This is a genomic window from Terribacillus sp. 7520-G (assembly GCF_002271665.1).
Taxonomy (GTDB): Bacteria; Bacillota; Bacilli; order Bacillales; family Amphibacillaceae; genus Terribacillus.
The window spans coordinates 42,430-61,069 of the sequence record NZ_NQFP01000021.1; the positions used below are offsets into that span (position 1 = coordinate 42,430).

20 protein-coding genes and 1 other annotated feature are annotated in these 18,640 nt (G+C 47.7%); of the genes, 2 read left to right on the forward strand and 18 right to left on the reverse strand.

Features of this window, described 5'->3' with window-relative positions:
• Positions 1-21 precede the first annotated feature (21 nt).
• On the reverse strand, positions 22-1,101 hold the full coding sequence (locus CHH53_RS08245; RefSeq protein ID WP_095215649.1) for a M42 family metallopeptidase: 1,080 nt from the start codon (positions 1,099-1,101) through the stop codon (positions 22-24).
• A 17-nt stretch (positions 1,102-1,118) separates the two neighbouring features.
• On the reverse strand, positions 1,119-1,607 hold the full coding sequence (locus CHH53_RS08250) for a dUTP diphosphatase (RefSeq protein ID WP_095215650.1): 489 nt from the start codon (positions 1,605-1,607) through the stop codon (positions 1,119-1,121).
• 113 nt (positions 1,608-1,720) lie between these two features.
• On the opposite strand from CHH53_RS08250, the gene CHH53_RS08255 reads away from it, so the two are divergent.
• The gene (locus CHH53_RS08255) at positions 1,721-2,095 is read left to right on the forward strand and encodes a hypothetical protein (protein WP_095215651.1); all 375 of its coding nucleotides are present in this window, start codon (positions 1,721-1,723) and stop codon (positions 2,093-2,095) included.
• 34 nt (positions 2,096-2,129) lie between these two features.
• Here CHH53_RS08255 and CHH53_RS08260 read toward each other — a convergent pair whose 3' ends face one another.
• The 5 genes from CHH53_RS08260 to infC all read right to left on the reverse strand — a co-directional run bounded on the left by CHH53_RS08260 (position 2,130) and on the right by infC (position 4,219).
• Positions 2,130-2,702, reverse strand: coding sequence for a TVP38/TMEM64 family protein (locus CHH53_RS08260; protein ID WP_095215652.1), 573 nt, complete (start codon positions 2,700-2,702; stop codon positions 2,130-2,132).
• Positions 2,703-2,780: 78 nt separating this feature from the next.
• Positions 2,781-3,041, reverse strand: a complete 261-nt coding sequence (locus tag CHH53_RS08265) for a DUF1294 domain-containing protein (RefSeq protein WP_095215653.1) — start codon at positions 3,039-3,041, stop codon at positions 2,781-2,783.
• 54 nt (positions 3,042-3,095) lie between these two features.
• A complete protein-coding gene (rplT, locus tag CHH53_RS08270; RefSeq protein ID WP_095215654.1) occupies positions 3,096-3,452 on the reverse strand; it encodes a 50S ribosomal protein L20 in 357 nt (118 codons plus the stop codon).
• A gap of 39 nt (positions 3,453-3,491) precedes the next feature.
• Positions 3,492-3,686 (reverse strand): 50S ribosomal protein L35, encoded by a 195-nt coding sequence (rpmI, locus tag CHH53_RS08275; RefSeq protein ID WP_093728217.1) that lies wholly within the window; start codon positions 3,684-3,686, stop codon positions 3,492-3,494.
• Positions 3,687-3,712: 26 nt separating this feature from the next.
• On the reverse strand, positions 3,713-4,219 hold the full coding sequence (gene infC / locus CHH53_RS08280; protein WP_143594482.1) for a translation initiation factor IF-3: 507 nt from the start codon (positions 4,217-4,219) through the stop codon (positions 3,713-3,715).
• 97 nt (positions 4,220-4,316) lie between these two features.
• Positions 4,317-4,438: a sequence feature (ribosomal protein L20 leader region), on the reverse strand.
• Positions 4,439-4,627: 189 nt separating this feature from the next.
• On the opposite strand from infC, the gene CHH53_RS08285 reads away from it, so the two are divergent.
• Positions 4,628-5,119 carry a DUF1648 domain-containing protein gene (locus CHH53_RS08285; protein ID WP_095215656.1) on the forward strand — a complete coding sequence of 164 codons (492 nt, stop codon included), beginning with the start codon at positions 4,628-4,630 and terminating at the stop codon, positions 5,117-5,119.
• 103 nt (positions 5,120-5,222) lie between these two features.
• Here the strand turns inward: CHH53_RS08285 and thrS are convergent, their stop codons facing one another.
• The 11 genes from thrS to polA all read right to left on the reverse strand — a co-directional run bounded on the left by thrS (position 5,223) and on the right by polA (position 18,635).
• On the reverse strand, positions 5,223-7,169 hold the full coding sequence (gene thrS / locus CHH53_RS08290; RefSeq protein WP_095215657.1) for a threonine--tRNA ligase: 1,947 nt from the start codon (positions 7,167-7,169) through the stop codon (positions 5,223-5,225).
• 323 nt (positions 7,170-7,492) lie between these two features.
• Positions 7,493-8,302 (reverse strand): sporulation protein YtxC, encoded by an 810-nt coding sequence (gene ytxC / locus CHH53_RS08295; RefSeq protein WP_233134953.1) that lies wholly within the window; start codon positions 8,300-8,302, stop codon positions 7,493-7,495.
• 110 nt (positions 8,303-8,412) lie between these two features.
• Positions 8,413-9,348 (reverse strand): primosomal protein DnaI, encoded by a 936-nt coding sequence (gene dnaI, locus CHH53_RS08300; RefSeq protein WP_095215659.1) that lies wholly within the window; start codon positions 9,346-9,348, stop codon positions 8,413-8,415.
• A 25-nt stretch (positions 9,349-9,373) separates the two neighbouring features.
• A complete protein-coding gene (locus CHH53_RS08305) occupies positions 9,374-10,729 on the reverse strand; it encodes a replication initiation and membrane attachment family protein (RefSeq protein WP_095215660.1) in 1,356 nt (451 codons plus the stop codon).
• A gap of 29 nt (positions 10,730-10,758) precedes the next feature.
• Positions 10,759-11,223 (reverse strand): transcriptional regulator NrdR, encoded by a 465-nt coding sequence (nrdR, locus tag CHH53_RS08310; RefSeq protein ID WP_095215661.1) that lies wholly within the window; start codon positions 11,221-11,223, stop codon positions 10,759-10,761.
• Positions 11,224-11,365: 142 nt separating this feature from the next.
• Positions 11,366-12,601 (reverse strand): beta-ketoacyl-ACP synthase II, encoded by a 1,236-nt coding sequence (gene fabF / locus CHH53_RS08315; protein WP_095215662.1) that lies wholly within the window; start codon positions 12,599-12,601, stop codon positions 11,366-11,368.
• 182 nt (positions 12,602-12,783) lie between these two features.
• Positions 12,784-13,158: an adenosylmethionine decarboxylase gene (speD, locus tag CHH53_RS08320; RefSeq protein ID WP_095215663.1), complete on the reverse strand. Its 375-nt coding sequence runs from the start codon at positions 13,156-13,158 to the stop codon at positions 12,784-12,786.
• 240 nt (positions 13,159-13,398) lie between these two features.
• On the reverse strand, positions 13,399-14,430 hold the full coding sequence (locus CHH53_RS08325; RefSeq protein WP_095215664.1) for a glyceraldehyde-3-phosphate dehydrogenase: 1,032 nt from the start codon (positions 14,428-14,430) through the stop codon (positions 13,399-13,401).
• Positions 14,431-14,525: 95 nt separating this feature from the next.
• Entirely contained in the window at positions 14,526-15,134 is a 609-nt protein-coding gene (gene coaE, locus CHH53_RS08330) for a dephospho-CoA kinase (RefSeq protein ID WP_095215665.1), read from the reverse strand.
• Positions 15,135-15,152: 18 nt separating this feature from the next.
• Positions 15,153-15,977 (reverse strand): DNA-formamidopyrimidine glycosylase, encoded by an 825-nt coding sequence (mutM, locus tag CHH53_RS08335; protein ID WP_095215666.1) that lies wholly within the window; start codon positions 15,975-15,977, stop codon positions 15,153-15,155.
• A 21-nt stretch (positions 15,978-15,998) separates the two neighbouring features.
• Entirely contained in the window at positions 15,999-18,635 is a 2,637-nt protein-coding gene (gene polA, locus CHH53_RS08340) for a DNA polymerase I (protein WP_095215667.1), read from the reverse strand.
• Between the last annotated feature and the right edge of the window lie 5 nt (positions 18,636-18,640).

Genomic DNA, 18,640 nt, shown 5'->3' on the forward strand with positions numbered 1-18,640 from the left:
CCATTTGGAAGCTGGTTTTTCTTAATTATAAGTGATTTTTTCGACGGTATCTTTATCCAATTTGCGGATGACCGCAGTGAGCAGTTTCACTGTGTTATCGTAATCGTCTTCATGGAGCATGGCCGCATGTGTATGAATGTATCGCGTCGGGATCCCGATCGTTATGCTTGGAACACCGTTACCAGTCAGATGGATGCTGCCTGCATCTGTCGCCCCGCCTTTTATCGTGTCGTATTGATAAGGGATTTCCAGTTCTTCTGCTGTCTGGATGACCAAGTCACGCAGGCCTGCATGTGCAATATGCGCAGCATCGTACAATACGATCTGCGGGCCGGCGCCCAGCTTGCCTGTCGCTTCCCTGTCACTGATACCCGGAGTATCGCCAGCAATCCCTGTATCAACAGCAAACGCAATATCTGGACCAATCTTATTGGCAGAAGTAGTCGCACCGCGCCGTCTGACTTCCTCCTGGACGGTGCCGACTCCATAAACCGTCGCTTCCTTGTCAGTGCCGTGCAAATTCTTCAGGACATCGATCGCCACGGCACAGCCAATGCGGTTATCCCAAGCCTTTGCCAGAAGCAATTTCTCGTTTTTCATCTTCGTGAATTCGAAATATGGCACAACCGAATCTCCGGGACGAACACCGAATGCCTCTGCTTCTTCCTTGCTGCCGGCTCCGATGTCTATGAACATCTCCTCTACGGAAGCAGGCTTTTTCCGTTTCTCGAGCGAAAGCAGATGCGGCGGCTTGGAGCCGATGATGCCAACCAGTTCCCCTTGTTTCGTATGGACAGTTACACGCTGCGCCAGCATGACCTGACTCCACCAGCCACCGAGCGTCTGGAAGTACAAAAAGCCATTGGCATCGATACGCGTCACCATGAATCCGATCTCATCGAGATGACCGGCCACCATGACTTTCGGACCGTCTGCCCTGGCACCTTTTTGGACGGCAATCAGACTGCCAAGCTTATCGGTCGTTACCTCATCGGCAAATGGGGTGATATAATCGCGCATCACCTTGCGGATACCTGCCTCATCTCCCGGAACTCCTGGTGCATCAGTCAAACTTTTCAACATCTTCAATTTATCATTCATCATGCAGACCTCCCCGATTAATAGCCTTGATCCTGTCTTGTATGATTCACTTCATTTTTCTGCTTATAAGCCTCCACTATCGAAACTTCACTGAAGCCAAGCATCCGACCAAGGACAAGGAAGCTTTGGAAAAGCGCTTCGTAAGTTGTTTGTACCGGTTCAGCATAAAAAGCACCGATTGTACGATACAGCTCAAGGAAGGCATCAGTCTGATCAAGTTGGTCATCAGGCAGCGGAGCCGGCGCATACGTAAGACCTTTATCAAGTCCGAGCGATAAGATGAAATGCAGACCATCCACATATTCCTCCAAAATGACGTTCTGTTCGCTTGGGCCTTTCCTGCTCCAGAATTTGAAACAGCGGGTCTCATTGGCCAGCTCCCCGATTTCCACTTGCAATGCCAGTATCTTCTTTCTGAAAAGATCGCTGCGGTTTGCCATTTCCAGCTTGTCTTCGATGTAGGCATCCAGCTCACGCTGTTTACTGAAAAGATATTCATAATCCATGGTCAAGACTCCTTCTTGCGTTATTCCTATGTAGTGAGGGTATAGTAAAACGGATGAAACTTCTTCTTTAGCGTAATCGTATCTATACAAAAAGTAAAGGAGGCCTGCTCGCTATGAAGATTATTTTTCTCCTGTTGCTGGCAGGTGCAGCAATTCTTTTGTCCTACACATTCCTGAAAGCAAGGAGTAACTCAACCCACGCCCCCTCCTGCCTGGATGCCGGCGAAGTGGAGTTCCGTGATCAGTATGATCATCATTTCACCCTCAGCTACTGCGGCTATCGGATGATCGGGAAGAAATATTTACACCCAAGGGAAGACAGCATCGAGGTGACCAAGGTGGTGATGAACGCAGTGCAGCCCGATCAGCTATCCGGCTTTTCCCGGAATGATCTCTATAAAATGGAAGAATGCATCCTGAGCCATTTTCCTTATGCATCCATTGAATGGAAGCAGCCGATAAAGGAGCTCGTCCTGACAGAAATCTAAAAAAACACTGGAGCTTGTATAGCGCACCAGTGTTTTATGCACTTTCCCTGAAAAACTCTTCCCATTTGATCGTGAATTCCTTCTTGCGCATCAGATAGATACAGATCAGGAGGATGATCATGACTCCCCCGATTGCTGCCGGCGGCAAGTAGCGAAGCCAAGTGCCTGCAAAAGAATAAGCCGCAGCAAGCGGGATGCTCGATAAGAATGAAGCTTTCCCATATGACCTCCAGTTGCGATTTGTCTCCATCAAGCATACACTCAGGATGTGGAAGTGAATGAACGGAACCAGCCGCATCAGTGCGACTTGTGTCGTCGTAAAGCTCGTATGCCTGCCGATCAGCTTCTGTTTCAGCATGAGAATTCGATTGGCGGATTGCGGAAAACGCTGGGCAATCGCATAGAATAGCAGACTGGATGCTGTAATGCCGATGATGGACAGAATCGTACCTGCTACTGCTCCGAATAGAATCCCCCCTGATATGCATAGAAAAACGACAGGCAGAAATAAAACAGGTCGAAGCAGATACAGGAGGATGAACAAGAGTGGTGCAAACAATCCGCCTGTTGCGACGACCGTCAACATTGCCGAACCTACCTGATCCATCGCTGCTCACTCCCTCTAAGATGTCCCTAATATATATGACATGAGACGAGCCTTTATGACAAGCACACGGGATTTATCTTACAAGAAATAGAGAATAAGCAGGACATGCATGGCGACAAGGCATGGAAACCCGATAACGAACGCGGCATGCTTCGTTTTATGTCGGAAGGCTTGCATCCCCGCCCAGCCTCCGAGTGCACCCCCGATCACAGCGGTGATCCAGAGCCTGCGTTCACTGATACGCCACGCATGCGTTCTTGCTCTTTGTTTATCGATTCCCATCCAGCTGAAGAGCAGGATATTGACAACCAGCAGATACAGACTAATCAACAGCCACATTCGAATCCCTCACTATAGAAAAAGCCGCTATCCATCGATAGCGGCTTTTTCGACTTATTTCAATGCTTCTTTTGCTTTGGAAGCTAGTTGCGCGAATGCTTTTTCGTCAGAGATTGCAAGCTCGGAAAGCATTTTGCGGTTTACTTCGATACCAGCAAGTTTAAGACCGTGCATCAAACGGCTGTAAGAAAGATCGTTCATACGTGCAGCAGCATTGATACGTGCAATCCATAGTTTACGGAAGTCACGTTTTTTCTGTCTGCGGTCACGGTATGCATACTGACCGGATTTGATTACTTGTTGTTTTGCAGTTTTGAATAGTGCATGTTTCGCACCGTAATAACCTTTAGCTAGCTTAAGAACGCGTTTGCGACGCTGACGCGTTACTGTTCCACCTTTTACACGTGGCATTGTATTCCCTCCTATAGGACAAAAAATTCTTGGATTTTATTATTTAGGCAGCATTTGTTTGATACGTTTAAGATCACCAGCAGAAACAAGTGCATCTTTGCGAAGCTTGCGTTTCTGTTTAGTGGATTTATTGGCAGCCAAGTGGCTAGTGTAACCGTGGTTACGGCTTACTTTTCCAGAACCTGTTTTTTTGAAACGTTTAGCAGACCCGCTGTGGGTTTTCATTTTTGGCATCGTATTTCCTCCTTATATCCTTCGGCTTACTGCTTCTCTGCTGTCGGGGCAAGCATCATGAACATGCTGCGGCCTTCCATTTTCGCTTTCATTTCGACCGTTGCAATGTCCTTGCATTCCTCAGCCAGCTTCTCGAGAACCTGTTGGCCTAATTCTTTATGCGTAATGGCACGTCCGCGGAAACGAACAGAAGCCTTTACTTTATCGCCTTTTTCAAGAAACTTACGCGCGTTGCGAAGTTTTGTGTTGAAGTCATGATCCTCGATACCGGGGCTCAAGCGTACTTCTTTCACGTTGATTACTTTCTGGTTCTTACGCGCTTCTTTTTCTTTCTTCTGTTGCTCGAAGCGGTATTTACCATAGTCCATAATCCGGCAAACTGGTGGTTTTGCATTCGCAGCCACAAGCACCAAATCAAGATTTCTCGTCTGAGCGATTTCTAATGCTTCCTGACGGGATTTAACGCCAAGCTGGTCACCGTTGGAATCAATGAGTCGAACCTCACGTGCGCGAATTTTCTCATTGACGTTCATTTCTTTGCTAATAATCATCCACCTCCAGGATATTTTGGGAAACTTATGATCGGGGACAAGATATCCGCCGCTTATCAGTTAAACATGGTTGTAAAAAAGCATAAAAAAAATGCCGGTACACATACGGCACCCACACTAGTCCTAAAACACTGTTTATCAAACCTGCCAACTGCCAAACGGCGTCAATCAGGTGAGAAGTGGGTACTTCTGCTTGTCTCAGATCACATATTTATTTCACTTTTACAATCTTATCATAGCTGATGTATGCTGTCAATCATATTGAAGCCCAGTAATCCTGCTCAACTAATGTAACACATTCTTTGGATACTGACAACCGTCGATTTAAAATAATATAGCCGGAACCTATTCCCCAGCTATTCCGTAAGTGAACAAAGGGGTGATATTCAGATGCAGAAACAGCTCAGCATACCGAAAACACGCGGCGAAAAAGTATGGGATACTATCGGAATCGGAAGTTATCTAGCTACTGTCATCTTCTTGATCATAATCTGGCGGCAGCTGCCTGAACAGGTGCCTCTCCACATGGGTCTGACCGGACACGTCGATGACTGGGCGGCAAAAGAAAGTCTGCTTCTTCTCCCAGCAATCAGTATACCTATGTTTACACTCCTGCATCTATTGGGCAAAAATGCTCATGTACACAATTACCCGGCAAGACTGAATGAAAAAAATGCGGCTTCTTTTTATTTAAATAGCCGGAAAATGGTCAATAAGATAAAGAATATTATGATACTGATTTTTTGTTTCATTGAAGTGGAATTCACCCTGATAGCTCTTGGCCGGATAAATGATGGTCATGCCTGGCTGATGATAATTATGGTGCTTGCTGTTTTTTATCCTATCGTCGAAGGCCTGATGAAGCAGCGCAAAATAAAGTGAGCTTCTCATCCTAATAGGCATTGCACTTCCTCAGCACGCATAAAGCCTTCCAAACAAAAGAATTCTTTCACCACTGCAAGCAGCGATGAAAGGATTTTTCCAGTTATTTACGCAATACGCGTTTCTCTACTTCTTCTTTAATATCCGCAACGAATGCTTTCAGATCTTTCGTTTCGGATTGTTTTTCTCCGTAACGGCGGATGTTCACCGCTTGGTCACTCGCTTCCTGGTCGCCGACGACGATCTGGAATGGAATTTTCTGTACTTGTGCTTCACGGATCTTATAGCCGATCTTCTCTTCGCGCTCATCCACTTGCACACGGATGCCTTCCATACGAAGAGCATCTTCCACTTGACGTGCGTATGCCAAATGTGCTTCTGGTGAAACCGGGATGATTTTCGCCTGTACTGGTGCAAGCCATGTTGGGAAGGCACCTTTGTATTCTTCGATCAAGAAGGCAACGAAACGTTCCATTGTCGATACGACACCGCGGTGGATCACGACTGGACGGTGTTCTTTGCCATCTTCACCGATGTAAGTCAGATCGAAACGCTCCGGCAAGTGGAAGTCCAGCTGAACAGTGGACAATGTCTCATCTTTACCAAGGGCTGTCTTCACCTGCACATCAAGCTTCGGACCGTAGAATGCTGCTTCGCCTTCTGCTTCCACATAATCAAGCTCAAGGTCTTCCATTGTTTCTTTGAGCATCGCTTGTGCTTTATCCCACATTGCATCATTATCGACATATTTCTCTTTGTCTTCCGGATCGCGGTAAGAAAGACGGAAGGAATAATCTTCGATACCGAAGTCTTTGTACACAGCCTGTACAAGTTGAACGACACGGATGAACTCATCTTTCAATTGATCCGGGCGCGCGAAAATATGCGCATCATTCAATGTCATGGCGCGTACACGCTGCAAGCCGGCAAGGGCCCCGGACATTTCGTGACGGTGCATCGTGCCAAGCTCCGCTATACGGATCGGCAGGCTGCGGTAGCTGTGCAATTCATTTTTGTACACCATCATATGGTGCGGGCAGTTCATCGGACGAAGCACAAGGTCCTCATTGTCCATTTCCATCGGCGGGAACATATCATCTTTGTAATGATCCCAGTGTCCGCTTGTTTTATAAAGATCCACACTGCCGAGCACTGGTGTATACACGTGGTCATAGCCAAGCTTTTCTTCCAAATCGACGATATAGCGCTCGATTGTACGGCGGATTGTCGCACCTTTTGGCAGCCATAGCGGCAAGCCTTGTCCGACTTTCTGATTGACAGTGAACAATTCCAATTCTTTTCCTAGTTTGCGATGATCGCGTTCCTTCGCTTCCTCAAGCATTTTCAAGTGATGCTCCAGCTCGTTTTTCTTCTCGAAAGCAGTACCGTAAATACGCTGCAGCATTTTGTTGTTGCTGTCGCCCCTCCAGTAAGCACCGGAAATGCTAAGCAGCTTGAACACTTTGATTTTGCCAGTGGATGGAACATGGATACCGCGGCACAGGTCAAAGAATTCGCCTTGCTCATAGATGGTTACATCTTGATCTTCCGGAATGGCGTCGATCAATTCCAGTTTCAATTCATCACCGATTTCACGGAACATTGCTTTTGCTTCTTCACGGCTGACAACCTTGCGGACAATCGGAAGGTTCGCATCAACGATCCGCTGCATTTCTTTTTCGATTTTCGGAAGGTCTTCCGGTGTAAGGGAAACCTCCAGGTCCATATCATAATAGAAGCCATTCTCGATTACCGGTCCTACCCCGAATTGAACATTGCCATACAGGCGTTTCACTGCTTGTGCAAGCAAATGAGCAGCAGAGTGGCGCATGATTTCCACACCTTGCTCCTGCTTGAGTGTGATGATTTCGATTGCACCGCCGTTTGGAAGCGGAGTGCGCAAATCAAATGCAGCACCGTCGACATTGACTGCGATCGCCTGCTTTTTCAAGCCTGATGAGATGGAGCCGGCGATATCTTCGCCAGTTGTTCCAGCGGGAAATTCCTTTTTCGCTCCATCCGGGAAAATGAATTCTAATACTTCTGCCATTGTTCTTTCCTCCTAAATATAAAAAAGCCCGTCCCTTTGCATATATATACTATGCAAAGGGACGAGCATTCGTCTCGTGGTTCCACCCTAATTCCCGGTGACGTTCACCGGCTCAAGGATCTGTAACGCAGATCAGACGCCGCCGGTTTCCTTTCGTCCCCCGGCAGAGCTGTAAAAGGCGGTAACAGCAAAACTTGTGCAGGAAGCTTCCAGCCTAGGCTTCCCTCTCTATGAGCGCAAATGATTTTGCCATCATGTCCTTTATTGTCGCTTCTTGATATAAATTAAGTATAAGCGCTATTTCAGGAAAATGCAAGGACATGCTAAAACAAGGAGAAGGGAAATTGATGCAAGGGAAGGTATGCGGCTCTTTCCTGAAAAATATTGATGATAGTGAGTGTTTTGGGTTCAGAAGGGTGCTCACCATATAAATAGATCTTTTTTGGAGACATGGCAATCAGCGGTGTTATATTTTTTTCCTGTTTGCCGATTCCAGCAAGGAATAGCGGCTCCTCCTCCGCAAAGGCAGCAATTTCATCGTCGGAAAATCGTGTGCCGTCATTTTTATAAAAAGAAAAATCACGGCCTTGGATGACATGTACCACAAGGGAATCAATCGGTTTTTTCCCGATATATTCACGCAGCGATTCTACATACATTTGATATTCTTCTTCCCGCTTGTATTCTTCTATCGCATCACCGACTATTTCAATCAGCGCTTCTCTGTATCCATTGCTGCGAAATTGGATGACGGCATCAAAAAACACCCTGATATGCTTGGCAGCGATCTCCTGAAAAGTCTGTGTGATTTGCTGGCGGGATACACTCGGCTCTTTTTTCTCCTCATACCTATCCCCGACGATCATCGTATGTGTCAATTCAGCTATACGCTTTATCGCTTCTTCATCCTTATAATAATAGACTTCCTTCGCAATTTGTCTGATCCATTCCGTCTCTCGATGATGCAGGAATGTTTCAACCAAGGCCATCGCAATCCGCCTATGATAGCCATCATGGACTGTCGCCACATAGCCCCAGCGATCATCTTCATCCACATAGACCTGCTTCGTCCCATCCAGCATGGCCAAGCAAGAACAGAATGTATCCATCTCTTTTTTTGATTTGATAAACACTTTACGCAATATCAACCACCCTCGCCACTATCAACTGTTACATTATATGGGCGGAAAGGGGAAATATGAGCCTAAAAAAAGACAAGCCGGCTTTGGCTTGTCTTTTTAGGTCAATCGTTCCTTCTATTTTTTCCGAACAACGGCACTTCGGTTGCGACTCGTTTGATCCTTTCCATGATCCTGCCTGCTTTCACACGCTCCACATCACCGCGATTGGTCGTGGCAATCTGCTGCTCCAGCTGTGCAATGGAATAATTGGATGTAAAGAAGACCGGCAGCCGCTCCATCATCCGATAATGAAGGATGGAGCCGAGTATCTCATCCCGGAACCAAGCCGACTGCGATTCAGCGCCGATATCATCCAGCATCAGTACAGGTGTCTTCTTGAACAGCTCGACTTTCTCATTGACAGAGTCATCCTTGAGGGATGCTTTCATTTCACGTACAAACTCCGGCATATATATGAGCATGCTGGAGATATTCCTTTCGGCCAGATAATTGGCGATGGCTCCAAGGAAATATGTTTTACCAACTCCGAATGGTCCATAAAAATACAGACCCTTCTCGGGGATGGCATCGTCGGTCTGCTGTAGGAACTGCAGCGTCTTCAGGATGGCCTGCTGACGTTCCGGATCACCATGATCAAGCATTTCAGTCGTCGCCTCCAGGATATCCTTCGGCATGTACAGACTGTTGATGCGTGATTGCTGCTTTTGCCGCTCTTCATGCTGCAGGCGGGAGTGGCATTTGTCATAAGCGATACGAATGACATTCCCCTCCACCTCCAGCGTCGGTGTATAGCCATTCAGTATATTCCGGCATTCCTCAAGCGATGGACAGTCCTGGCATTGCTTCGATTGTGTCGTATATTCATAAAGGCGCATCAGATTCCGCTGGATATCCTGTTCGGTAAGCTGCGGATTTGCTTCCAACAGAGCTTTCACCTCTGGGTCCCGCCTCACCTGCTGCTGCATGCGCTCGAAATTCTCTTTGAAATTACTGTTTTCCTGCATCCATTTCCGTAAGGATGCTTGAATGGGTTCCATGCGTGCACCCCCTTCCTGCTAACTCTCAAACTCGATGCTTATTCGCATTGAACTGTTTGAGCATCTCTGCTACATCCGTATCCGGCACGACTGTATCGGCAGGTGCTTCTGCCTTGTCTTTTTGGTCGAACCATTCCGGGACAACCTCCGCACGACCAGCTGTCTTCCTCCTTGCTGCAGGTTGATTCGTGCTGCTCGCTGTGTTCCACGGCTGGTTGCTGCTCTTGGCTAGCTCCATCGCTTCCCGGACAGTGCTGACTTTTTTACGTGCCCAATGTGCCGCGATTTTCTCCATATAAGCTTTCGATAGCTTCATATCAGACTTCAGCAGAACATAATAAACAAGCACATTCATGATTCCAGGCGCCATGCCTTGCTCGGCCATCACATCACGAATGATCTTCAAGTCGGCTGCTGCTGCTGTTCCATTACCGGATATGTCCTCCAGCAGCTGCTTTGGAGAGATCGTCTCCAGCAGCTGGATGAGCTGCTCTTGTTTGGTCGATGCGTGCAGCTGCTGTTTCGTGTCTTTTTGCGGGAGCTCCATGACTTTTGGCTCGGCTGTTTTAGGACGGGCCAAAAACAGATCGTGACAAGCTGCTTTGAACTCTGCTGGATTCAGCTCATGCTTATCCGAAACCGCCCAAAGCAAAGCCTTGTCCAGCTCCAAAGAGGTCAGGCTGTACAGGACCGTCATCGACTCCATCAGTTTCCGGTTCCGCGGTGTAAGAATCAATTCCGGATCGAGCATCCGCTGCTTCAGCGATTGACGCAGCCAGTCATAATCGACTACATCACTGTCGATGGAAGGTCCCCGCTTTTGATCAGCAGCATTTGATGCTGTCACCATCGGCTGGACAGAACGCTTCGTCAGCTTTCCAGCCGAAAAAACAGCCTCGAACGATGCCGTGATTTCTTCAGCCTCTTCAGGCAGCTCTTCCTCCCTGATAAGCACATCGCGCATCTGCTTGAATCTGCTTTCCCCTAATTGGTGATACAAAAGCTGGGACAGCATGTCATCCCGGAAAAAGGCCTCTGGCGGAAACGGTGCGTACAAATCATAAATGTATATATCCTCTTCCCCTTGCTTTTGGAACGTCCGGATGAGTCCGATCGCCTCCAGCTGCAGCCTTGCCTCATATAATTGATCCATCGGTATATCCAGCAAAGTCATCAGCATATGATGCGTCTTCGGTTCACATGTGCCATGATGAACGATATATTCATTGATTAGCGTCTGATATAATGTCACCGCCCGTATCCCGAGCAGCGGCTGATACAGATGAGTCAATGCCACCGAGTATTCCTCCGGGAGCGCTGACTTCATCCGGATCATATAACCATCAGCCGGCAGGAGCTTCCCGATATGCTGACTGTTCATACAATCTGTCCTTTCCTTCTGGCAAAGTCTTACTCTTTCTTATCGGTTTTGATCAAGTCCTTCAACTCTTCCAGGAAGACGCTGATATCCTTGAACTGACGGTAAACAGATGCAAAACGTACATAGGCCACTTCATCCACTTCCGACAAATGTTCCATGACCATTTCGCCGATTTCCTTACTCTGAACTTCGGATGTACCGCTGTTACGCAATTCCTTTTCCACATCTGCTACGATATATTCGATTTGCTCCAATGCAACCGGGCGTTTTTCACATGCTTTGATCAAGCCGCGCAAGAGCTTTTCTTTACTGAATTCTTCGCGCGTCCCTTCCTTTTTCACAACAATCAGCGGAGTTGCTTCGATACGTTCAAACGTGGTGAAGCGAAAGCCGCAGTCTTCACATTCCCTGCGCCGCCGGATGGAACGCCCTTCCTCGATGGGACGGGAGTCTAATACTTTTGTGCTTTTATATTGGCAGTTTGGACATCTCATGCCGATCCACCCCATTACTTCCGCGAAGCCACGGCAGGCTTCGTGCATTTGCGACACTTATGTATCGTCTTTTTCCTATTCTACCACGATTCAAGTGAAAAATCGAAGCGTTCTTCAGCCAACAAAAAAAGGCAGCCAAGGGCTACCCTTTCCATTTACGCAGTGCCAGCACCGCATTATGTCCGCCGAAACCAAAGCCATTCGACAGCGCAGCGGTTAATTCCTGCTCCACCGCTTCATTCGGTACATAAGACAAGTCGCATTCCGGATCAGCATCCCTATAGTTGATCGTTGGCGGTACAATGCCATCCTGCAGTGCTTTGAGCGTTATGATTGCCTCGACCGCCCCGGCTGCACCAAACAAATGCCCTGTCATCGATTTCGTCGAGCTGATGAGCAATTCGCTTGCTTTATCCCCGAATACTTCCTTGATTGCTTTTGTCTCTACTTTATCGCCTTCCGGTGTGCTTGTGGCATGTGCATTGATATAATCCACGTCCCCAAGCCCCATATCAGCCATTTGCATTGCCAGTTTCATCGCACGGGCAGGACCAAGGTAATTAGGCGCCGTGATATGATGCGCATCAGTAGTCGAACCATAGCCTACTATTTCGCCTAGGATCGTCGCACCGCGTTTTTGGGCATGCTCGAGTTCTTCCAATACAAGGATGCCTGCACCTTCTGACATGACGAATCCATCTCGATTGGCATCGAATGGGGAACTTGCAGTCTCAGGTGCATCATTTTGGGTGCTCATCGCCCGCATCTTTGTAAAGCCTGCATAAGCGAATGGCGTGATGGAGGCCTCCGCTCCGCCGGCAAGGATGGCATCTGCATAGCCATGCTTGATATTCAGGAATGCTTCCCCGATGGCATGGTTGCCAGTCGCACAAGCAGATACAGGAGCAAAGCTGGGTCCGCTGAAGCCCGTTTTGATAGAAACGATTCCCGATGCCATGTTGCTGATCATCATCGGCACCATGAATGGGGACACACGTCGCGGCCCTTTATCGAGCATCGTCTGATGATTATCTAAAATGGTATTCACTCCGCCGATTCCAGAACCGATATAGATGCCGACTCGTTCGGGATTCACTGTATCAGCTGACAGATTCGCTTGTTCCATCGCCTGGACAGCTGCTCCATAAGCAAACTGACTGTAGAGGTCAAAACGTTCGATTTCCTTTTTATCAAGGTATTGCTCCGGATTGAATCCGCTGACTATTCCGCCGATTCGCGAAGCTATACCAGCAAACTTTTCCGGATCAAGCTTCTTGATGCCAGACTTACCAGCCTTGATATTATCCCAAAAGCTCTCTACATCCGCTCCAAGCGGTGTGACAGCACCATATCCAGTAACTACAACACGTCTATTCAAGAATATACCTTCTTTCTAGCAGTAACTATTAGTACCTGCTATTATATCGGAAGTCAAATTAAAAAGCGACCGAAAGCTATTCATGCCTTTATGTAGGTTCCCCATTTTCCCAATCCGGATACCCCGCCATATGCACATTAAAAAACCCTGCCTCAAAAGAGAGCAGGGTTGTTGTACTCATATCAATGTGATTTTGGCTGCACTGCCACAGGACCCATGCCCCGCGGAAGCTCTGCTTTCTCACATGTCTTAGCTTCAAGTGCATCAATGATATAATCTGTTGCCACGTTCGGGTCAATGATGTTGCCACAAGTATAAACATCAATGCTGGCATAGCCATGTTCCGGAAAACTGTGGATTGTCAAATGCGATTCAGAGATGATGACCACTCCGCTCACACCATGCGGTGCAAATTTGTGGAAAGCGACCTCCCGCACTTCAGCTCCTGATTTCAAAGCTGCATCAACGAAGATTTGCTCGATCAGCTGCATGTCGTTCAATTTCTCCGCGTTACAATCCCATAATTCCGCTATTACATGTCTTCCCATTGTATCCAATATAAACTTCCCCCTTTGAATATTTACCCAAAAAATAGATGCGTGAGTTGCCACGGGGGAAAGTTAGTCCTAAGAGGTCCTAACCCTTTAAGCAGTCACTTAATGCATAAATCCTTCGGGAAAACATTATTGAAAATATGCTTGTGTGCAGCAATGAATGCATGCAAAAAGTAGTATATAGTGTTTGTACCCGTTTGGCAAGCATACGTTCAAAAATAACACAAAGAGGGGAAATTCAGCTTATATGACTTCTGCCCGCTCGGCCTTGACTATACCGCTGCCGACCAGCTGGGCCAAATCAACCACCCGGCAGGAATAACCCCACTCATTATCGTACCAGGCAATTATTTTTATCTTTTTCCCTTCCATGACGATTGTCGATAAGCCATCGATCGCAGCGGATTGTGGTGTCGTCGTATAGTCGATGGAAACCAGCGGTTCTTCACTATAGGTTATGATGCCCCGCATATCCGTTTCTGCTGCCGTGCGGAATGCATCATTGACTTGTTCTGCAGTGACATCCTCTTCCACATCCACGACCAAATCGACAAGCGAGACATTCGGAGTCGGAACACGCAAGGCCATGCCATGCAGCTTGCCCTTCAGATGGGGCAGCACTTCTGCAAGTGCTTTGGCTGCCCCTGTCGTCGTCGGGATGATCGATTGTGTACAGCCTCTGGCCCTGCGCAGATCTTTATGCGGATTATCAATATTCTTCTGGTCATTCGTGAAGGAATGAACCGTCGTCATCAGACCATTCCTGATGGTGAATCGCTCATCCAAAACTTTGACGACAGGCGCAAGGCAATTCGTTGTACAAGAGGCATTGGAAACAACATGATGCAATTCGCTTTCATAAATCTGGTCATTGACTCCGATTACAATCGTAGCATCCACGTTTTTCCCCGGGGCTGTAATGACGACCTTCTTTGCACCTGCATCCAAGTGTGCAGAGGCTGCTTCCCGGGAGCAGAATTTCCCTGTTGCTTCAATGACGACATCCACTCCAAGCTCTCCCCACGGCAAAAGCTTTGGGTCACGCTCCCCGACGACACGTATTTTTCTTCCGTCATATACGATTGCACCTGCTTCTGCGGAAATATCATTCTCCAAATTACCATGTACACTGTCATAACGCAGAAGATGGGCCAGCGTCTCTGCCGGATAGGAAGCATTCACTGCCACAATTTCCAAATCGGGCATTTCCATCGCTCGTCTGCAAACCAATCTGCCGATTCTGCCAAATCCATTAATCGCTATACGTGTTGTCATCATATTGCCTCCTTAATGTGTCACACTATATTGTAAATATCTAAAAATAGTATAACATATTGAGATAAAAATGCGAACAAAAAAAAGAGCCCTTTTCATTGGGCTCCTCCTATAATGTTCCACGATATCAAGAGCTGCTTCAGCTGTTCTTTCGTTTCTTCCCTGCTACCATTGTTATCGATGATCGCATCGGCTCGGGCCGCTTTATCGTCCAAAGGCATCTGGCTTCCGATTCGATCCAATGCTTCCTGTTCCGTCAAGCTATTACGGAGCATCAGTCTCTCCAGCTGCACTTGGGGATCGACGCATACAACGACAACTTTATCCACTAGATGCAATTGCTTGCCTTCGAACAGCAGCGGGATGTCAAGAACGACTGCTGGATGCTTGGACTTGAGACGGTCACGCTCAGCAGTCATCCTCTCCCTGACGACAGGATGTACGATACCATTCAGCACCTCCCGCTTCTGTGGATCCCGGAAGATGATACCGCCCAGCTTCGGCCGGTCCAGCGTCCCGTCGGGAAGCAGGATCTCTGCTCCGAACGCATCGACAATGGCTGCCAAGGCAGGCTCCCCAGGCTCGACGACTTCCCGGGCGACTACATCTGCATCAATGACCGGAATATCGTATTCCCTGAACAAATCGCTTACGGTACTTTTTCCGGATGCAATGCCCCCTGTAAGTCCAATTACAATGCCCATGGCTTGTTCCTTCCTCCTTTACCGCTGACAGGCCGTGCAGATATGAGTGCCTCTCCCGCCGACTTTGATTTTGATGATCTCCCTGCCGCAATTCGGGCATGGGGTTCCTTGCTGGCTGTATACAAGCAATTGCTTCTGGAACGTCCCGATTTTCCCTTGGCTGTTCACATAACTGCGTATTGTACTGCCGCCCTTTTCAACTGCTTCCAGCAAGGTTTCAGCAGCCGCTTGCTGGATGCGGACCAATTCTATGTCCTCCATCGACGAGCCGCGGCGTTCCGGATGCACCCCCGCCTTAAAGAGCGTTTCATCCACATAAATATTGCCCAAGCCAGCCACCACCGACTGATCGAGTAAAATATTTTTGATCATCCGGCTGCTTCGCTGCACCTTTTCCTTGAAATACTCCAAAGTGAAGGATTCATCGAAGGGCTCTGGGCCAACCAAGGTGAGCGGCGGTGTGTCATACTCCTGTCCTTCCTTGAACAAATGCATCGTACCGAATTTCCGTACGTCATTATATCGCAGCTGTTCCCCATTCTTCAGATGGAAGATGACATGGGTATGCTTATCATCCGGCTCCGTTTCCGGTTTGACGGAGAACTTCCCTTCCATCCGCAAATGGGACACAATCACATCTCCATCCAAATAGAACATGAGAAACTTTCCTTTTCGGCCAATAGAGCGGAAAGTCTGTCCTTTCAGCCGCTCTATGAAACGATCCATCCCTTCATCGAATTTTATGATTTTAGGCCAGCGGACGGTGATATCTTCAATCGTCTTATCGACGACAAGCTGTTCCAATGTCCTCCTGGCTGTTTCCACCTCTGGTAATTCCGGCATTCCTTGTCCTTCTTTCCGTGCTTATTTCGCGTCGTACCATGTTTTTCCGTATGCGTATTCCACTTTCAGCGGCACATCGAGCTCCACTGCGTGCTCCATGACATCCGGCACGATTTCCTTCAATTTCTCGATTTCAGATTCCGGGGCTTCCAGAATCAATTCATCATGCACTTGCAGGAGAAGCTTTGCCTCCAGCTGCTCTTCTTCCAAGCGTGCTGCCAAATCAATCATCGCTTTCTTGATGATATCGGCTGCGCTGCCCTGGATCGGCGTATTCATCGCCGTACGCTCGGCAAAGCTGCGCACATTGAAGTTCCGGCTGGTCAAATCCGGCAAATAGCGCCTGCGGTTCATGATGGTTGTGACAAATCCTTTTTGTTTGGCATCCTGGACGATATCTTCCATATATGTTTTCACACCTGGGAAGCTCTGGAGATAACGATCGATGAACCGCTGTGCTTCCTTCCGTGTAATACCCAGGCTTTGGGATAATCCATAATCGCTGATACCATATACGATGCCGAAATTGACCGCCTTTGCCTGGCGGCGCATGTTGCTCGTGATATCCTTCTCTTCGACATGGAAAACATCCATTGCTGTCCGGCTGTGAATGTCCATATCCGCATTGAAGGCCTCGATCAATTTTTCATCCTTTGCAATATGTGCCAGCACACGCAGCTCGATCTGGGAATAATCGGCGGCAAAGATGACGGACTTCTCTTTTGATGGAACGAAAGCTTGTCTGATTTTGCGTCCTTCTTCCAGTCTGATCGGGATATTCTGCAGATTCGGCTCCGTTGAGCTCAATCGTCCGGTTTGCGTCAATGCTTGATTGAACCGGGTATGGATTTTATTCGTTTCCTTATCCACAACCTTAAGCAGACCTTCGATATAAGTGGATTGAAGCTTGCCTAGCTGGCGGTACAATAGCAGCTGCTGAATGATTTCATGCTGATCAGCAAGCTGTTCCAATACATCTGCTGATGTGGAATAACCTGTCTTCGTCTTTTTGATGACCGGCAGACCGAGTTTCTCGAAAAGAATCGGGCCGAGTTGTTTCGGGGAATTCAGATTGAACTCCTCACCGGCTAATGCATACACCTTTTGTTCGATTTCAGCCAGTCTGCCGCCAAGTTCTTCCTTCATCTCCTTGATACGATCCACATCGACCTGCACACCAAGATATTCCATCTCGCCTAGGATGGCAGCAAGCGGCATCTCCAGATTACGGAACAAGTCAAGCTGTTCGTAGCCCGACAGCTTTTCTTCCGCCTCTGGCTTGAGTTTGTAGATGACCATTGCTTTCCTGCCAAGATGCTCGCTGAAAGCATCCAAATCCGGCACTTTCATTTTTGCACCTTTGCCGTATACCTCTTCATCATATAAAACATCCCCCTCACCAAGACGATGCCCGATTGCCGGGATATCATGGTGATTTTCGGATGGATTTATCAAGTAAGATGCCAATAGTAAATCAAAATCGGCGTTCTCCAGTCTTATACCATGGTGCAGCAATGCCACGACTGATCGCTTCACATCAAAAACCCATTTTGCTTTCGAAGCATCCTCTGCCCAAGCTTTAAAAACATCGGATTTATATGCGACATCCGAAGGAATGAAATACGCACCGTTCGCATTGGCAAGACCAAAGCCTTCAATTTTTGCTGTATGGTAGTTATCCGTCAGCATTTCGACAACAAGCGCATCCTCACCGGTGAACAAATCCTCGGTGATCTCTTCCACGATCGTGACATCCAGCGGGGTCAGCTCTTCCGCTTCTTCCTCCGGCGCCCCTTCGTCCCCGATTCTCCCAAGCAGCGACTGAAAGCCCAAATCCTTGAAAATCGTACTGACAGCAGCACTTTGATATCCATCGTAGTTGATGTCGCCAAGGCTCACTTCGATTGGTGCCTCTGTTTCGATCGTCGCCAGCTCCCGGCTCATGAACGCTGATTCCTTATTGTCTGTAAGCTTTTGCTTGATGCTCTTCCCTGATACGGCATCCAGCTGCTCGTAAATGCCATCAAGTGTCTGGAACTGTTTCAGCAGTTTTACCGCTGTCTTTTGTCCGACTCCGGGAACTCCAGGTATATTATCGGAGCTGTCACCCATGAGCGCCTTCATGTCGACAATCTGCTCAGGTTTGACCTCCATGTTCTCCAGCAGGAAATCCGGTGTATAGGAATCGATTTCGCTGATTCCCTTCCGCGTAAGCTGAATCGTTGTCTTATCACTTACAAGCTGCAGTAAGTCCTTATCCCCGGAAATGACTTTGATTTCAAAATCATCTGCCTCTGCCTGCTTAACCAGTGTACCGATGATATCATCCGCTTCATATTGATTCAGCTGATAATGTTTGATCGAGAAAGCATCCAGCAATTCACGCAGCAGCGGAAATTGTTCCGATAATTCCGGCGGTGTTTTCTGACGGCCGCCTTTGTATTCTTTATATGTTTCATGACGGAAGGTGGTCTTCCCTGCATCGAAGGCGACCAGCATATGTGTCGGATTTTCATTTTCCAATATTCTAAACAGCATCGTCGTGAAACCGTAAATGGCATTTGTATGTATACCCTTGTCATTATTCAACAATGGAAGGGCAAAAAATGCCCGGTAAGCAATGCTGTTTCCATCTATCAAAACCAATTTTTTCGTCATACATC